The organism is Gammaproteobacteria bacterium (assembly GCA_021648145.1).
Taxonomy (GTDB): Bacteria; Pseudomonadota; Gammaproteobacteria; order JAADGQ01; family JAADGQ01; genus S141-38.
This window is the reverse complement of the sequence record JAKITI010000006.1, coordinates 101,083-116,313: the sequence shown is the minus strand read 5'-3', so window position 1 is coordinate 116,313 and position 15,231 is coordinate 101,083. Positions and strand designations below refer to the sequence as shown.

The following is a 15,231-nucleotide window of genomic DNA, read 5'->3' as shown; positions in this document are numbered from 1 at the left end:
GAAAAATAGGGAGGGTCGTGTAACGATGTCAAAGTCTAATCAATCTACTCTTATTATTTACAACTCCACTGATGGAGGAGTATCTGTCTCACTTTATGCCAATGATGGCATGGTTTGGATGACGCAAAATCAGTTGGCAGAACTTTTTGACACCTCTAAGAAAAATATATGACTTCATGTTGATAGTATTATAAAAAACAATGAGTTGCACGAAGCTTCAGTTGTCAAGGATTACAAGATACTTCATTATTCCCTTGAAATGATTATTGCCATTGGTTTTCGGGTCAAAGGTTTCCGAGGAACACAGTTTAGAATATGGGCAAATAATAACTTAAAGGAGTATTTGTTAAAGGGCTTTGTAATGGATGATGAGCGCTTAAAAAAAACCTGATGGTCGCCCTGATTATTTTGATGAATTATTTAACCAAGATGTTAAAAAGGTAATCGTAGCGGTGCCTGAACGCTCGCTTGGCGCATCGTTTGCCACCACTGTTTTAAAGACTCACGGCTTCTTTACGGATTGGGAAGTTGAGCATGAATATAACCTGTGTACAGCGGGGGGTGATAAAAGCAAGGTGAGTGCGTTTGTTTCTTTTATGGAGGATAGTGCGGCCACTATTTTAATATGCACCCATGCAACCTTACGTTTTGCGTTTAATGCTATGAATGAAAGCCAGTTTAATGATTATGGGTTAGCGTGGGAACCAGAAAAGGACTCCTTACAAATTTGTTATTAGAGGTTAGTCTATGTCTAAAAATGACTCTCAATTCATCATCTATCAAACCGAAAATGGTGAAACCAGGTTGGATGTTCGTTTTGTTGATGAAACAGTATGGCTTACTCAGCAGTTGATGGCTGATTTGTTTCAAACATCTAGCGATAATATCAGCTTGCACTTAAAAAATATTTTTTCTGAAGGCGAATTAGATGAAAAATCAACTACCGAGGATTACTCGGTAGTTCGTCAGGAAGGAACTCGACAGGTCAATCGAAAGCTTAAACATTATAATTTAGACGCTATTATCTCTGTAGGCTATAGAGTACAAAGCCATACCGCAACGCGCTTTCGACAATGGGCGACTAAACATCTACACGAATATATCGTAAAAGGCTTTGTGCTGGATGATGAGCGTCTGAAAAACCCCGATCAGCCGTTTGATTATTTTGAAGAGCTGACGCGCCGCATTCAGGATATTCGTACCAGCGAAAAGCGTTTTTATCAAAAAATAACCGATATTTATGCCACCAGTGTGGATTATGACCCAACACTAGAGAGCAGTATTCAGTTCTTCAAAATGGTGCAAAACAGAGTGCATTGGGCGATTACCGGTAAAACCGCTGCTGAAATTATCCATAGTCGAGTGAGTAGCGAAAAGGAAAATATGGGGTTGACGAGCTGGCGTGGGAGTAAAGTGCGCAAGCAAGATGTGGTTAACGCTAAAAACTATTTGGATGAAGGCGAGTTGCTGGCACTGAATAATTTGATAGAACAATATCTTATTTTTGCCGAAGGTCAGGCTATGCGACGAATAAGCATGACAATGGCGCAATGGGCTAAAAAACTGGACGGATTTCTCACGCTGAATGATCGTAATATTCTTGACCATGCTGGAAAAATATCTCACGAGTTAGCAAAGCAATTGGCAGAGCAAGCGTATGAAGAGTTTAATCAGCAACGCTTGCTTAATAATGCAAAATTAGCCGATGAGCGCGATTTTGAACAGCTAACAAAGTTGATTGATAAAAAGGGGTAGTGTGTTCATCAAGCACTGCTAAACTATACATATTCAAATTATATATATAGAAATCAAATGAAACTATACATATAATAATCGCTATTTCAATTAACAGGCTTTATTTAGACATAACATGAAGCATTCTCTGGAAAATTTACCCATTTTTGAGGAATCGTTACTCGAATCTGTGGCGGTGTTAAAAGCGCTGACCAGAGCACACCGCTATCTGGCCGAGCTAAAAGGTGTCGCAAAAAGCATCCCCAACGAGGGGATTCTTATTTCTACTCTCACCATGCAAGAAGCAAAAGATAGTTCTGCGATTGAAAATATTATGACAACCCATGATGAGTTGTTCAGAGCCGATATCATGAAAGGCGAAAAAATCAATCAATCGGTCAAAGAAGTTGAAAACTATCGTCAAGCTTTATGGAAAAGCTACCAACAAATACAAAAGACAGGATTGCTGAGGGTGAGTGATATTTTGCAAATTCAGAAGGATATCGAGCCGAATAAGCCGGGTATCAGAAAAATCCCCGGAACAGTCATCGCTAACGCGAGAACTAAACAGGTGATTTATACACCACCGCAGCATCCAGATGAGATACAAAATTTGTTAAGCAATCTCGTGAGCTATATTAACGATGATCAACTTTCTGACATTGATCCGTTGATTAAAATGGCGGTGATTCATCATCAGTTTGAAAGCATTCACCCATTTTATGATGGCAATGGCAGAACAGGTCGAATTATAAATATTTTGTATTTGATCAATAATGATTTTCTTGATCTCCCAGTTCTTTATTTAAGCCGGTATATCGTTCGTACTAAATCAGAATATTACCGTTTTCTGCAATCAGTGAGAGATCACAATGAATGGCAAAGCTGGGTGCTCTACATGATAAAAGGCATTGAGCAAACGGCAAGGGAAACCATTACATTTATCAACCAAATCAAGATTCTGGTTTTGGAAACAAAGCAAAAAATGCGCATTGAATTACCGGCTATTTATAGTCAGGAATTGCTCAACAATCTATTTTTTCACCCTTATACCAAGGTTCAATTTGTTATGGATCAGGTGGGTGTCTCGCGAATAACAGCGACGAAATATCTTAATCAACTCAGTGAAAAGGGCTTTATTCGAAAACATAAGATAGGCCGTACAAACTACTTTGTTAACGAGCCTCTGGTTCGCTTAATTGTTGAGCAGGAAGAAAATGAATGAAATAGAGAATGTGTCAGGATGATGTATGAATCGTCAGAGCAACTTTTCATTCCTATCCCAACATTGGGATTTCCTGCTGCAAGATGCCGTAAGAATGCGGACGTGGTAAAAATAGGGTAATGAAGGAATTATAGAAATGTTTGAACTCATTAAAACTTACTGGCAGCTTTGCTTGTTACGCATAGGGCCGCAAGACCTGCCAAACTCTTCAACTTTGTTATACGCAACACTTGCTGTCTATCTTGTTGTTGACTTTGCATTGACCATTCTGGATCTCTCTTTTGGTGCGTCGATACTCGCATCCTTACTTGATGCAGGGTTGTTGTTGGCATTTACAGGGCTGTTGCTGTGGGGTCGTAGTTTACCGCAGCGAATGATTCAGGTTTTTACCGCACTGCTTGGCAGTGGCGCACTATTGGGGGCTGTGGCGTTTCCTCTTTTGTCCTGGCAGTTTGCATTAGGGATTGAAAACCCTTATGTTGTGATGCCTTCTTTACTGCTGCTTGTTTTACTCATCTGGAATATTACTGTGGTAGGGCATATTTTTCGCCATGCGTTGTCGGGCTCCATGGGGTTGGGCGTAGGGCTTTCTGTGCTCTATGTTTTTATTTCGATCAATATTATGCGGTCACTCTTCTATACGGTTTAATTATGCACATTCATATTTTAGGAATTTGCGGTACGTTTATGGGCGGTATCGCACTGCTGGCACGTCAACTGGGTTATACCGTCAGTGGCTGTGATACCAATGTCTACCCACCTATGAGCACGCAGCTATCGGATGCAGGCATTCGAATTACCGAAGGTTTTGGTTCCAGACAGTTCAAGCCTGAACCCGATCTGGTGGTGGTGGGTAATGCCCTGTCCCGTGGTAATCCGGCTGTGGAATATATGCTGGAGCGTGGTTTGGATTACACCTCTGGCCCAGCATTTTTAGCAAATTATCTACTGAAATATCGCTGGGTATTGGCAGTCGCTGGAACGCATGGAAAAACCACCACTTCAAGCATGTTGGCATGGATACTGGAATATGCCGGTTTAAAACCCGGTTTTCTCATTGGGGGAATCCCTGAAAATTTTGGACTGTCAGCCAGACAAGGAAATGAGCCATTTTTTGTGGTTGAAGCGGATGAATATGATAGCGCCTTTTTTGATAAACGCTCGAAGTTTATTCACTATCGGCCACGTACCTTGGTATTGAATAATCTCGAATTTGATCATGCGGATATTTTTGATGATCTGGCAGCCATTCAAAAACAATTTCATCATTTGGTACGCACCGTTCCAGGTAATGGATTGATTGTCGCTCCCTGTACTGATGAAGCATTGATCGACGTATTGGCGCAAGGATTATGGACTCAATGTGAATATCTGAACAGTCAATTGACTTGGCACGTCACCGATAAGAGGGCTGATGGCAGTCAGTTCACGGTCATGCTTGGGGATAAAGAGGTGGGGCGAGTCGACTGGTCATTGATCGGTGAGCATAATATTTCTAATGGATTGGCTGCGATTGTGGCGGCACGCCATGCGGGCGTGATTGCTGAGCATGCTGTAGAGGCGTTATGTCACTTTAAAAATGTGAAACGTCGCATGGAGGTGCGAGGCTGCGTGAATGGCATCACAGTGTACGATGATTTTGCACACCATCCTACGGCGATTGCCAGCACACTGCAGGGGTTACGACATAAAGTGGGTTCGCGGCGAATTATTGCCATTTTAGAACCGCGCTCAAATACCATGCAGATGGGTGTTCATCGTGATACGCTCGCGGCCTCATTAAGTGAGGCAGACCAACTGTTTATCTATCAGCCTGATGGCTTGGAATGGGATTCGATGAGTGTGATAAAAAATGTCAGCGCTCCTGCTGTGTTACTAAACAGTGTGTCGGAAATTGTGAGAGCCGTGATACAAATGGTACGGCCACAAGACCATGTGCTGATTATGAGCAACGGTGGTTTTGGGGGCATTCACGACTTGCTAATAAATAAGTTAAAAGAGATCAAATAATTTTGCTACATAATAAAACAGGGAACAGCGCGGTTACAGTCGCTATCACGGGCGCATCGGGTGCACTATATGGTTTGCGGTTGCTGGAGGCGCTGCTTGAAGCGGACGAAAATGTTTACTTGCTGATATCTGAAGCAGGCCGAATCGTGATCGAGATAGAAACGGGCTTGTTCGTTCCTGAAGATCCTGATGAGATCGAAGAAATTTTAAGTGAGTGGTTTTCCGTTGAAGAAGGGCAGCTACAGGTGTTTAATCAACAAGAGTGGACATCTCCGGTCGCCAGCGGTTCCAATGTGCCGCGTGCAATGGTGGTGTGCCCCTGCTCTGGCGGCACAATTTCTGCCATTGCCCACGGTGCGAGCAATAATCTGATAGAGCGTGCTGCTGATGTCATGCTCAAAGAGCAGCGCCAGTTGATTCTGGTATCGAGGGAAACACCACTTTCAACAATTCATCTTGAAAACATGTTGAAACTCTCGCGAATGGGAGTCACCATTATGCCAGCCAGCCCGGGATTTTATTATCGCCCACAGCATGTCGCTGAATTGGTAGACTTTATTGTGGCTAGAATACTTGATCATCTGGATGTTGAGCATGATTTAGTTGAGCGTTGGGGGCAAGATAATGGTGAAATTTCTGATTAGGAGAGGTCTCACCAGCGCCTCTTCAAGATCTGCTTAAGCGGTCGGCTGGATGGCGTCGCTCAACAATTCTGAAGAATTTTATGAAATTTTCTCTCCTGATGCTTGCAAGTCGGCATGGTATGATGATCGCACCATCGGGCCACTGGCAACATTGGTGAAACCCATTTCATTACCGAGCTTAGCAAAGTTTTCAAACTCTTCTGGCGTGACGAAGCGTGTCACGGGCAGGTGGTATTTGCTAGGTTGCAGGTATTGACCAATGGTGAGCATGTCGCAGTCGTGATCACGCAGCTCTTGCATGACGTGCAATATCTCTTCTTCAGTTTCACCGATACCGACCATTAATCCTGATTTGGTGAGTACCTTGTTTTGCCTCTCTTTATAGCGTTTCAGCAGCGTTAATGACCACTTATAATCAGCGCCAGGGCGAGCTTGTTTGTAAAGTCTGGGCACAGTCTCCATATTATGATTAAACACATCTGGTGGGTTTTGTGTTAACTGATCCAATGCGATATCCATGCGGCCTCTGAAATCAGGCACTAAAATTTCAATGGTTGTTTTTGGTGTTTGTTGGCGTATCTCTTGAATGCAGTGCGAGAAGTGCGCTGCGCCCCCATCACGTAGATCATCACGATCGACAGAAGTGATGACGACGTATTTTAATTGCATTATCTGAATAGTGCTTGCCAGTGTTGTGGGTTCGTTTTCATCCAGTGCTTTAGGTTTGCCATGAGCAACGTCACAAAAAGGGCAGCGACGTGTGCAGATGTCACCCATAATCATAAAAGTTGCAGTGCCTTTGCTGAAACATTCACCAATATTTGGGCAAGAGGCTTCTTCACATACGGTGTGCAGTTTTTGCTCTTTGAGTATTGTTTTGATTCGATTGAATTCGGGGCTGTTAACAGCGCGAGCACGAATCCATTTGGGTTTACGCAAGGGCTTGGTGGTTGGTACGATCTTGATTGGAATTCGTGCAACTTTGGCTTCACCGCGTTGATGCGTCACTTTATGATCATTTGAATCTTGTTTCATGCTCTGTCCAGATTTTTGAGTAATAATTTTGTTAGCTGTTGCTCAACTTTTTTAAGGTCAACAGTATGGCCAACGAGTGCGGATAGCTGAGTCACTTGAAGGCCGTGATAACCACAGGGGTTTATGAGTTGAAAGGGGCTTAGATCCATATCAACATTCAGGCTCAGCCCGTGGTAGCAGCCATTGCGCCTCACTCTTAGCCCCAGTGCTGCAATTTTTTTGTGCTCGACATAAACGCCGGGTGCATCTGGGCGGGATGCTGCACTGATGCCGTACTCTTTTAACAGCGCTATGATTGCTTGCTCTAGCAGCGTGACCAGTGGGCGTACTTTAAGGCCTCGGCGTTTTATGTCCAGCAAAAGATAGACCACGATCTGGCCGGGGCCATGATAGGTGACTTGGCCGCCTCGGTCACTTTGTACGATGGGAATATCACTGGTTGCCAAAATGTGCTCAGCTTTACCGGCTTGCCCTTGAGTAAAAACAGCGGGGTGCTCTGTCAGCCATATTTCATCTTCCGTGTTATGGGTTCGTTGGTCGGTAAAAGTGCGCATGTTTTGCCAGACCTGACTGTACTCTTGCTGCCCGAGTTGACGTACTTTCATTGAGTTTTTGTTCAGAGTGCCATCAGAACAAGCGGGTGATCACTCAACTCTTGATAGATTGCATCAAGTTGCGCTTTGCTTGTGGCTTCAAATGTTATTGTGATGGCGGTGTATTTGCCATTTTTACTGGGCCGATTTTTTACAGCGCCGTCAGTAATGTCGTCAACATGTTTACGCACAATGCTCACAATAAGGGCATCAAAATCGCTCGATGCCAACCCCATTGCTTTGATAGGAAAGTCGCAGGGAAATTCAATTAAAGATTCTTCTTCGCTACTCATGGATTATATTTTCAGGCTCGTTTTAAAAGACTTATTCAGGCCTTTTTCAAGGCATCAAGTAATTCTTGTTTGTGTTTTGGGAAAAAATGCCCTGCACCCTGAATTGTAACAAAATTCAGATCCGCTCGTTTTTGTGCCCATTCACTGACTGCATTGTAAGGTACGATTTCGTCTTTATCGCCATGAATCACGGTGAGTGGTCTAGGGTCGTTATCAATAAAACTAAAATCATAGAGATTGACCGCAGGTGCAACAGCAAGCAGGCGCGAGACTTGAGGCATGTTTGCCGCAGCTTTCAAACCTGCATAGCAGCCAAATGAAAAACCACCGAGCCATAACGGCGTGTGTGGATGGTTGGCATGTAACCATTGCAGCGCTGCAAGTGCATCATCCGCTTCGCCTTGACCGTCATCCCACTCACCTTCGCTGCCTTCAACGCCACGAAAATTAAATCGCAATACGCAGCAGCCTTGTGAGGCGAATGCTCTAGCCATCCAGAACACGACTTTATTGTGCATAGTGCCACCATGTTGTGGGTGGGGATGGCAAATTGCAATCGCAGCTTTGGGTTGCTCTACAGGATTGTAAATTGCCTCTAGTTGACCCGACGGGCCAGTAATAAAAACTCTTTGTTGTGTCATAAAATACTTATTTATAAAAGCTTGTTTCACCTTCCGGGCGGGTTTTAAAGCGCCGGTGAACCCAAAGGTATTGCTCGGGTGTTTTATTGATGGCTTGTTCTATAAGTTGATTGATGCGCGTGGCATCTTGCTCGTCACTCTCTCCGGGGAAATTTTCCAGTGGTGGTAACAACTCAAGGCTATATCCTTTTTGATTGGGTAAACGATGAGGAAAAAATGGGATAACCGCCGCACCACTCATTTTTGCCAGGCGGCTGGTGGCCGTGATGGTGGCGGTAGGAATGCCGAAAAAAGGCACAAAAACACTATGATGCCTTCCATAGTCCTGATCGGGCGCATACCAGATGACATTGTTCTTTTTCAGACTACGCAACATGCCACGAATATCTTCACGTGGGATAATTTTTTCAAAATGTGCTTCTCGTCCTCGTAGAATCATCTCTTCGAGCAGTGGGTTTTTATGTTGGCGATAGAGCCCGTGAAATGTGCTTTTGGATGCAGCACTTAATAACCGGCAGCCGATCTCAAAAGATGTAAAGTGGGCGCTAAGAAGAATCACGCCTTTACCGTCATCAAAGGCTTTTTCAAGATGCTCCATGCCTTTGATGGTATAGCGCCCTTCCAGTTTTTTTGCAGGAGCCCACCAGCAGAGAGCCGTCTCCACAAAATACATACCCAGTGCTTCAAAGTGTCTGTTCAGCAGTTCATTTTGCTCTTTTTGTGATAAGTCTGGAAAGCATTTTTGAATGTTAACTAAAGCGATCTCTCTGCGGCGTTTAGAAAATTTTTTCAGAGTGCGTCCTAAACTAAAGCCGATACGAAATTGCGTTTGAGTGGGCAGGTGCATGATGAGCCAGAGCCCCCCTAATGCAAACCACAAACCCCAAAAACGAGGTTTGAAAAAATGGTAAAGCGGTTTTGATTTAGGGCTTGGCATAAATAAAATTAGGGTGAGAAGCTAAAGTTGTTCATCAATTTTACTGCGTATGACTTAATCAGTACAGGTGTTATGATTCTTAAAAATTTTAATCACAGGAGTTACTCTGAAATGACCGAAGAAAATCCACTGCTGGACGCACAAAAAAAATTTATAGATACCGTTCCATTTCGCGCCATGGCCAGCGAGAAAAAAACACTGAGTCAAGCATTTGGCATGGCACTTTATACTGATTTGATAGCACCAGAAAACTCGCCATCTTATCATCGTGCGATTGTGGAAGGTTTTTTGGTGAATACAGCAGATGCGCGTGAAGCCTCTGAAGAAACGCCTGTTTCTTTTGTCGTTGTGGGTGAGGTGAATCCAGGAGATGAGTTTTGTCCAGATTTTTTGAATGGTCAGGCTGTATCCGTGGCGACGGGCAGTATTATTCCAGAGGGTGACTACTCTATTGTTCGCATGTGGGAAGCAAAACGTGATGGCAAGAACATCACGATTACTCGCCCTTTTCCACCTCGATTTTTTATCGAAGAGGAAGGGTGTGATATTAAACAGGGCAGTGTGGTAGTTGAAGCAGGCACCGTGTTGTCACCCGCTTATTTAGGTGCTGCTGCCAGTTTGGGATTGGATAGTCTGGAGACTGCTTTACCTCCTAAAGTGACTATTTTTTCATCAGGTGATGAGGTGGTTCCTCATACGGAGGCAATGCGCCCTGGTATGATACGTGACTGTAACTCTGTGATGTTAAGTGCGGCCGTGATGAAGGCGGGGGGCTCTCCTAATTTTGCGGGCATCATGAGTGATGATTTTGATGGCTTCGTTAATAAAGCACGAAGCGCGCTGGAAACTTCAGATATGTTATTGATTTCGGGTGGAACAGCGGTGAATGGGCGAGATTTTATCTCTGACTTGGTTCGTGAATTAGGTGACTTGTTGGTGGATGGTGTGCAGATGCGCTCAGGTCGCCCACTGATTATGGGCATTGCGAATGGCAAACCGATTGTTTGTGTTGCGGGTTATCCACCTGAAGCTTTACGTGGTTTTGAACTATTTGGTGTGGCGGCGATCAAGCGATTATTAGGGAAAAATTTTGAATTAGAAAATATTTAGGAACGGTTAATATGCTCTGAGCGACTATAAATGTTGCTCAGAGCTGTATTTTATTATTCAAAGTGTTCCACTGGCTTTAAGTGCTATTTTACCTGTTGGGCCTGCTTTTCCAATAAATTGCAGTGCTTGTTTTAACTCACGTGGCGCACGGGCTTTAGCTTTGAGTTCACCTTTAAAGTCGTAATTTCCATCTACATTGAGTTGCAGTATGCCATTCATTTCAAGTGGACCACCCTCCTTGGATTTAACAACTCCTTTTGTGCCATCATCGCTAGGTTCGAGTGTCAGGGTAAAGTCACCGACTTTAAGCTCACTCAATGCATCAATAATGGCATGGTTCCATGACAGTATGCCGCTGGCTGAAGCGATCATCATATTATCTGAAAACTCGACCTCCTCAAGCTGACCATCTAAAACACCTTTTAAATCGACTGGAACGGATTTTAAGAAGGGTTTCAGGTCAGTGATGGGCATTTTTATGTCAATATCGTTGAGGCTGATGCTTCCAAGTAACCCTCTATTAATGATCACATTTCCGTAGCCCCCTTCAGTAATAAATTTTGTTCTGAGTGATATTTTGCCGAGTAGCAGTGATAAGGGGCGGAATTTCCAGCTGATGGCCTGAGCACGAAAACCATTGGGTGTGATTAATGTTTGTGCGTGGCCACTCCAGAGTGTGCCTTCAACCTGATAAAGCTTGATTGGAAGGTTGTCTTTAATCTGAGCATGAATGAAACTTGCGGGTAGGGTTAATACCAGAAAAAAAACGAAGGCAATACCGCCAGTCAGAATGTATTTGAAATATGGTTTTATCATTTATGACCCTTCCATTACCAGTCGTGCGTTGACGAGCCCACTCTCTGATTGGGTATCGAGAGTGATGCTGGTGGCTAAAATACCGTAGTTCTTCTCGAGATAACCGAGCCAGCGCACCATGTCATTAAAATTTGCTTTGTCCATTCGTACTCGAACTTTGCTTTCACCTACGGGTTCGACTCGCTTCAGGGCAGAACCCAGCTTTCTATTCTTTGCACTGCTATCAATCAGGGTGAGCAGTGACTGGCCTTGTGTGCTTTGTTTGGAAGAGGACGATTTTTTACGCAGTTGTTTCACTTCTTCTTCCATTTCTTTCATTTTTAAAAGAGTGGCTTGCTGCTGTACGACGGTCAGGTTCATTGAGTCAACACTTCGACTAAAGGGCTCCCAGATGATCCAGTAGAGGAATGCTAGAAGTAGAAAAACAGCTCCAGTGATGAGAAAAATTCGCTCACGGGGTTTGAGGTTTGCAAAGTACTCTTTCATATTCAGGCTTCCTTGATAAGCAGGCGTGCTTCAACTTTTTTGGCACCAGCGCTGGCGGATTGAAGATCAACAACAATACCTTGCTTTTGTGCAAGCTTGGCTTTGAGTTGATCCAGTTTAGCAAGGTCTTTGATTTCGATTTGCAGTGTTAGTTGACCCTCTTTATAACCAAGACGGCGGAGATCAAGCGTTTCAGTCTCCTTTAATATGGGGGCGACTTGATCAAGTAATTTTAAAAATCCGCCTGAGCCTTGCCCCAGCTTTCTACGAAGGTCGACCAAATGGCGCTCCATCTGTACCGGTGGATTGACAATATTTTTGGCATCAGGAAAGGTTTTTTTGTAGATCTGCTCAATCTCTTGCTGAAATGCTGATTTTTCCTGGCTCAAACGTGAGTAGTCAATCATTGTGGTGATGGCACCTGAAGCAAGTAATATAAGTAGTATGGTAAGCGCAGGCAACCAGGGTTTCCAGAATTTACCCATCTGCTCCCGACGGCTGTATGGGCCTTGAAGCAAGTTAAAAGAGCCACGTTGCTCGCTATAGGTGAGTGCCATCATTTGTAATGGTGGCTCAGTGCGGGTCACATGATTGAGTTTGACCGGAAGGTCTTTGAATGCGGCTGTGATATCGACTTCATCTTGACATTGAATGACATGAATAGTCTCTGGCTTTTTGTCATCTTCAGTTTCATCAAGTGCAAGATTAATAACGGTCTTCAAATTGTCATTATCAATGAGGAAACCACTTTGCAGACCCGTGCGAACCAAGGTTGTTTGACCTTCAGTAAAAAAAGTCCAGTCGCCGATCGTGTAAGGGATCAAGAGCAGATCAGGGGTCATTGTTTGCGGGTAAATACCTGCTTCCAGCAACTCTTTTTGCCACTTTTGCATTGTTGCATGAGGAATAACCGCAGTATGTACCTGGCCATCATCACTGTGTTCACCGATAGCAAAGTGCATATTTTCAACATCATCGACCATCTGTTCTTCAATGCTGTAAGGCAGTGCTTTTGCAATGCGCTGTCTGTTTTTTGTCGGGATGTGGGCGCTGGTCAGCAATAGTTGTGTGCTGGGTATCAGGATAATAATTCGTTGATGATTTTGTGCGACTACGGCAGCATCATCAAGTGTGCCACTATTAATCTGACCGGTTTGTTCGCCCATATCTGAGTATTCGAGCCATTGAACTGTCTGGGGCTCTTTTTCATCAAAGCGAATGAAGAGTTGGTTTTGCATTGTCTAATAAGCCCCTTGGCCACGCATTATTACGGCAGCTTTTCCTGTGTCAGGTCGATGTACTAAAGTCGTGAGCAGTTGACGCCCACGTCCAAAGAGTGATTCGCCTGTCAGTATAAAATATTCTGACTTCACGCTCAGCCTTTTTTCTGTTTGTGGGTCAATATTACCTGCACCAATATCATTTTTAAAACTATTAATATCGCTGTACCCATCTTCGCTACGTGATTCAACAAATTCCTGTGCATCTGTTGGCGTAATATTTTGATTAAGCGCCTGAATCACAGGAGCGCGTGCGGTATTAATATTGATTTTTGTGGGCTCGGGAGGGATGCCTCTGGGCAGTGCGGAGATAAAGGGGGCAAGTGTTTTGTACGTTTCATCATCAATTCCACTGATTAATCGCAACTCGCTGGGGCTGACTATTGCTGTGTTGGCTGTGCGATAAGCAGGTTGTGCTCCCAGGTAATCATAATCTTCAGCGCCACTATTATCCACGTCACTGTCTTGATCAATCCAGTCGAATACCTTGTCGGCAATATCAGGGTCAAGATCCAGAGCGCTTAGAAGGCGCCTGAATATATCGTAATCAGGTACGCTAAGGTCACCACTGCTATCAAGCAAATTGTTTAGATTAAAGCGGCCCTGCATATCTTCAATACGGCCAACAACCTGCCCTCCATCGACATCAATGGGGGGGATGGTCATGGCCCAATCTTCACCCAGTGCATCGACTTGATTGTTGGCACGGTCTCTTAATAAAATACCAATGCCCCATGATTCGATGCCTAATGCGTACATGTAGGCTGTTTCAGTATTTAATATATTACCTGTGCGCCGGATATCAATCTGCTGACGTGAGATCATGTTGACCGCCAATACTGTGACCAAAGCGACGACCAGTACCGCTGTAATTAATGCAACGCCTTTTTGTTTCTCTCTATTTAACATCGCCTGGCACTCTGAAAAGTCGTTTGATTTCACCCCAGACTTCTGACTCAATAGTCAGTTCGACAGCGCGGGGTATTTTGATGACTCCATCATCAATTTCCTGTTTGGTTTTGGTTGGCCAATCTTCTTGCCACTCCATATCTTTATTGAGAAAACGTACTGAAGCTGATTTTACCTTGGTAAGCAGTAAGCTCTTTAATGGCTCTGAGTCAGGAGCACGATCCAGCACTGCCCAACTTAAACGGATGAGTTGATTGTCATCTAATGTGTAAGCGATTCGCTGTAAGTGACTGCGTTGTAAAGCGGCTGGATTAGGGCGACCCGTGCGAGTAAACTCCAATACAGTGCCGATGGCTTCGCCGTTATTCATCATGGGCTCTTGTGGGTCACCGTAGCTATCACGAATCGGGCGGCCAATGGCTTGTTCGATATCTCGCGTGATCAGGCTAAATGCTGATTGTAACTCATTTAGTTGCTCTGTTTTTTCTGATACATGGCTGTAAGCATTTAAAACGCTAGTAAGCCCAGTAAAAACCATGAGGGACATGACCGCAAAAACCATGAGTGCGACGAGTAGCTCAAGCAGCGTAAAACCTCGGTTTTGATGGTGTTGAATGTTCATTATTCCAGGCGACCTACAAATCCCCCCAGCGTGGCTAATGGGAACTCGTCGTTGCGCTCTGTTTTTACTTCTACGTTGAGCTTGTGTACATAGTCATCCTCTGTGGCCGTGATTTCGGCTTTCCAAAACCATTCTCGGCCTGCCATTTCCATTTCGCCAGTGGTTGAACCTGTTGCTGGCAATACATCAGATACATGCAGTTCAGTGACTTTGTTCATTGCCACCCAGTGAGCGATGGTTTTATCACGCAAGTAACTTGCATTGCTGATATTGTCACTGACTGTTTTGATGATGGCGCTCAAAGCAATGGCCAGCACGAGCAGTGCGACGGTGACTTCGATGAGCGTAAAACCTCTATTTTCAGATTGAATGTTCACGGTTTTTTTTGTGGGTCTTTGAACTCGATCTTTCCTGTGATCTGGCCGACGACGTGGAATCCTTGTGTTTCACCATCGTAGTGTAGAAAAAGGTCAAAGGGTGTGAGTTCTCCGCTGGAAAAAATATAAAGTCGTATCTCTTCTTCGCCACCAAATAGAATGGATTCGCCTTCAAGATCAGCCTCCATAATGATGCCTTTAGGGAGTTCTCTCGGTCTTAGAATTTTATCATCTACAAGGGGCAACCACTCTTGATCCAGGAATTGTTGAAAGTCATAGCCCGTTTCTTTTAATACAACGGAATATTCACGTGAAGTCAGAATGGCCTCTTCGCGGGCTAAGTCCAGAAGCGCAGCCAGCCGCTGCGCCTCTTCTTTTAATACTGGAACTTTATTGTCACGAAAAGAGAGCGTTGCAAAGCTGAGTATGATGCCAATGATGAGCACCACAACCATAATTTCCAGCAAAGTGAAACCACGTGATCTGTTCATATAGTTGCTGAGTTAAAAAATCAAAGGT

At 44.1% G+C, this 15,231-nt stretch carries 18 protein-coding genes and 2 pseudogenes; 8 read left to right on the top strand and 12 right to left on the bottom strand.

Translation table 11 applies throughout. From position 1 onward, the window contains the following. Positions 1 to 25 precede the first annotated feature (25 nt). From L3J70_05570 to L3J70_05540, 7 genes and pseudogenes are all read left to right on the top strand, one after another. A pseudogene (locus L3J70_05570) lies at positions 26 to 419 on the top strand (virulence RhuM family protein). Further along, positions 411 to 698: pseudogene (locus L3J70_05565) on the top strand (ATP-dependent helicase). The pseudogenes L3J70_05570 and L3J70_05565 overlap by 9 nt, the downstream one beginning before the upstream one ends. A 49-nt stretch (positions 699 to 747) precedes the next feature. Then, a complete protein-coding gene (locus L3J70_05560) occupies positions 748 to 1,755 on the top strand; it encodes a virulence RhuM family protein (protein ID MCF6235829.1) in 1,008 nt (335 codons plus the stop codon). Positions 1,756 to 1,870: 115 nt separating this feature from the next. After that, entirely contained in the window at positions 1,871 to 2,959 is a 1,089-nt protein-coding gene (locus L3J70_05555; GenBank protein MCF6235828.1) for a Fic family protein, read from the top strand. Positions 2,960 to 3,095: 136 nt separating this feature from the next. Further along, entirely contained in the window at positions 3,096 to 3,608 is a 513-nt protein-coding gene (locus tag L3J70_05550; protein MCF6235827.1) for a hypothetical protein, read from the top strand. A gap of 2 nt (positions 3,609 to 3,610) precedes the next feature. Continuing rightward, on the top strand, positions 3,611 to 4,969 hold the full coding sequence (gene mpl / locus L3J70_05545; GenBank protein MCF6235826.1) for a UDP-N-acetylmuramate:L-alanyl-gamma-D-glutamyl-meso-diaminopimelate ligase: 1,359 nt from the start codon (positions 3,611 to 3,613) through the stop codon (positions 4,967 to 4,969). Positions 4,970 to 4,971: 2 nt separating this feature from the next. After that, entirely contained in the window at positions 4,972 to 5,613 is a 642-nt protein-coding gene (locus L3J70_05540; protein MCF6235825.1) for a UbiX family flavin prenyltransferase, read from the top strand. Between the two features lie 78 nt (positions 5,614 to 5,691). Here L3J70_05540 and lipA read toward each other — a convergent pair whose 3' ends face one another. From lipA to lpxL, 5 genes are read right to left on the bottom strand one after another with little or no spacing between them, the layout of a single operon-like run. Further along, positions 5,692 to 6,648 carry a lipoyl synthase gene (lipA, locus tag L3J70_05535; GenBank protein MCF6235824.1) on the bottom strand — a complete coding sequence of 319 codons (957 nt, stop codon included), beginning with the start codon at positions 6,646 to 6,648 and terminating at the stop codon, positions 5,692 to 5,694. Beyond that, a complete protein-coding gene (gene lipB, locus L3J70_05530) occupies positions 6,645 to 7,253 on the bottom strand; it encodes a lipoyl(octanoyl) transferase LipB (GenBank protein MCF6235823.1) in 609 nt (202 codons plus the stop codon). The genes lipA and lipB overlap by 4 nt, the downstream gene beginning before the upstream one ends. A gap of 11 nt (positions 7,254 to 7,264) precedes the next feature. Further along, entirely contained in the window at positions 7,265 to 7,534 is a 270-nt protein-coding gene (locus tag L3J70_05525) for a DUF493 domain-containing protein (protein MCF6235822.1), read from the bottom strand. Between the two features lie 35 nt (positions 7,535 to 7,569). Further along, positions 7,570 to 8,175: an alpha/beta fold hydrolase gene (locus tag L3J70_05520; GenBank protein ID MCF6235821.1), complete on the bottom strand. Its 606-nt coding sequence runs from the start codon at positions 8,173 to 8,175 to the stop codon at positions 7,570 to 7,572. 7 nt (positions 8,176 to 8,182) lie between these two features. Further along, positions 8,183 to 9,112: an LpxL/LpxP family Kdo(2)-lipid IV(A) lauroyl/palmitoleoyl acyltransferase gene (gene lpxL / locus L3J70_05515; protein MCF6235820.1), complete on the bottom strand. Its 930-nt coding sequence runs from the start codon at positions 9,110 to 9,112 to the stop codon at positions 8,183 to 8,185. Positions 9,113 to 9,223: 111 nt separating this feature from the next. Between lpxL and L3J70_05510 the strand changes: the two genes are divergently transcribed. After that, on the top strand, positions 9,224 to 10,222 hold the full coding sequence (locus L3J70_05510; GenBank protein MCF6235819.1) for a molybdopterin molybdotransferase MoeA: 999 nt from the start codon (positions 9,224 to 9,226) through the stop codon (positions 10,220 to 10,222). Positions 10,223 to 10,279: 57 nt separating this feature from the next. Here L3J70_05510 and L3J70_05505 read toward each other — a convergent pair whose 3' ends face one another. Genes L3J70_05505 through gspH form a run of 7 tightly spaced genes read right to left on the bottom strand, consistent with a single transcriptional unit; the run spans position 10,280 to position 15,203 of the window. After that, positions 10,280 to 11,038, bottom strand: coding sequence for a type II secretion system protein N (locus tag L3J70_05505; GenBank protein ID MCF6235818.1), 759 nt, complete (start codon positions 11,036 to 11,038; stop codon positions 10,280 to 10,282). Next, positions 11,039 to 11,524 (bottom strand): type II secretion system protein M, encoded by a 486-nt coding sequence (locus L3J70_05500; GenBank protein MCF6235817.1) that lies wholly within the window; start codon positions 11,522 to 11,524, stop codon positions 11,039 to 11,041. It abuts the gene before it with no gap. Positions 11,525 to 11,526: 2 nt separating this feature from the next. Further along, positions 11,527 to 12,762, bottom strand: coding sequence for a type II secretion system protein GspL (gene gspL, locus L3J70_05495; protein MCF6235816.1), 1,236 nt, complete (start codon positions 12,760 to 12,762; stop codon positions 11,527 to 11,529). A gap of 3 nt (positions 12,763 to 12,765) precedes the next feature. After that, on the bottom strand, positions 12,766 to 13,746 hold the full coding sequence (gspK, locus tag L3J70_05490; protein ID MCF6235815.1) for a type II secretion system minor pseudopilin GspK: 981 nt from the start codon (positions 13,744 to 13,746) through the stop codon (positions 12,766 to 12,768). Next, positions 13,703 to 14,335, bottom strand: coding sequence for a type II secretion system minor pseudopilin GspJ (gene gspJ, locus L3J70_05485; protein ID MCF6235814.1), 633 nt, complete (start codon positions 14,333 to 14,335; stop codon positions 13,703 to 13,705). Before gspJ ends, gspK begins: the two co-directional genes overlap by 44 nt. After that, a complete protein-coding gene (gene gspI, locus L3J70_05480) occupies positions 14,335 to 14,712 on the bottom strand; it encodes a type II secretion system minor pseudopilin GspI (GenBank protein MCF6235813.1) in 378 nt (125 codons plus the stop codon). The genes gspJ and gspI overlap by 1 nt, the downstream gene beginning before the upstream one ends. Further along, positions 14,709 to 15,203, bottom strand: a complete 495-nt coding sequence (gene gspH, locus L3J70_05475; protein MCF6235812.1) for a type II secretion system minor pseudopilin GspH — start codon at positions 15,201 to 15,203, stop codon at positions 14,709 to 14,711. The genes gspI and gspH overlap by 4 nt, the downstream gene beginning before the upstream one ends. Between the last annotated feature and the right edge of the window lie 28 nt (positions 15,204 to 15,231).

Bases quoted from the DNA above. Each gene is read 5' to 3' on its own strand.
- gspL (MCF6235816.1), bottom strand. From the start codon at position 12,762: ATGCAAAACCAACTCTTCATTCGCTTTGATGAAAAAGAGCCCCAGACA.
- L3J70_05555 (MCF6235828.1), top strand. From the start codon at position 1,871: ATGAAGCATTCTCTGGAAAATTTACCCATTTTTGAGGAATCGTTACTC.
- lipB (MCF6235823.1), bottom strand. From the start codon at position 7,253: ATGAAAGTACGTCAACTCGGGCAGCAAGAGTACAGTCAGGTCTGGCAA.
- L3J70_05510 (MCF6235819.1), top strand. From the start codon at position 9,224: ATGACCGAAGAAAATCCACTGCTGGACGCACAAAAAAAATTTATAGAT.
- L3J70_05560 (MCF6235829.1), top strand. From the start codon at position 748: ATGTCTAAAAATGACTCTCAATTCATCATCTATCAAACCGAAAATGGT.
- L3J70_05520 (MCF6235821.1), bottom strand. From the start codon at position 8,175: ATGACACAACAAAGAGTTTTTATTACTGGCCCGTCGGGTCAACTAGAG.
- mpl (MCF6235826.1), top strand. From the start codon at position 3,611: ATGCACATTCATATTTTAGGAATTTGCGGTACGTTTATGGGCGGTATC.
- L3J70_05525 (MCF6235822.1), bottom strand. From the start codon at position 7,534: ATGAGTAGCGAAGAAGAATCTTTAATTGAATTTCCCTGCGACTTTCCT.
- L3J70_05505 (MCF6235818.1), bottom strand. From the start codon at position 11,038: ATGATAAAACCATATTTCAAATACATTCTGACTGGCGGTATTGCCTTC.
- gspH (MCF6235812.1), bottom strand. From the start codon at position 15,203: ATGAACAGATCACGTGGTTTCACTTTGCTGGAAATTATGGTTGTGGTG.
- lpxL (MCF6235820.1), bottom strand. From the start codon at position 9,112: ATGCCAAGCCCTAAATCAAAACCGCTTTACCATTTTTTCAAACCTCGT.
- L3J70_05500 (MCF6235817.1), bottom strand. From the start codon at position 11,524: ATGAAAGAGTACTTTGCAAACCTCAAACCCCGTGAGCGAATTTTTCTC.
- gspJ (MCF6235814.1), bottom strand. From the start codon at position 14,335: ATGAACATTCAACACCATCAAAACCGAGGTTTTACGCTGCTTGAGCTA.
- L3J70_05550 (MCF6235827.1), top strand. From the start codon at position 3,096: ATGTTTGAACTCATTAAAACTTACTGGCAGCTTTGCTTGTTACGCATA.
- lipA (MCF6235824.1), bottom strand. From the start codon at position 6,648: ATGAAACAAGATTCAAATGATCATAAAGTGACGCATCAACGCGGTGAA.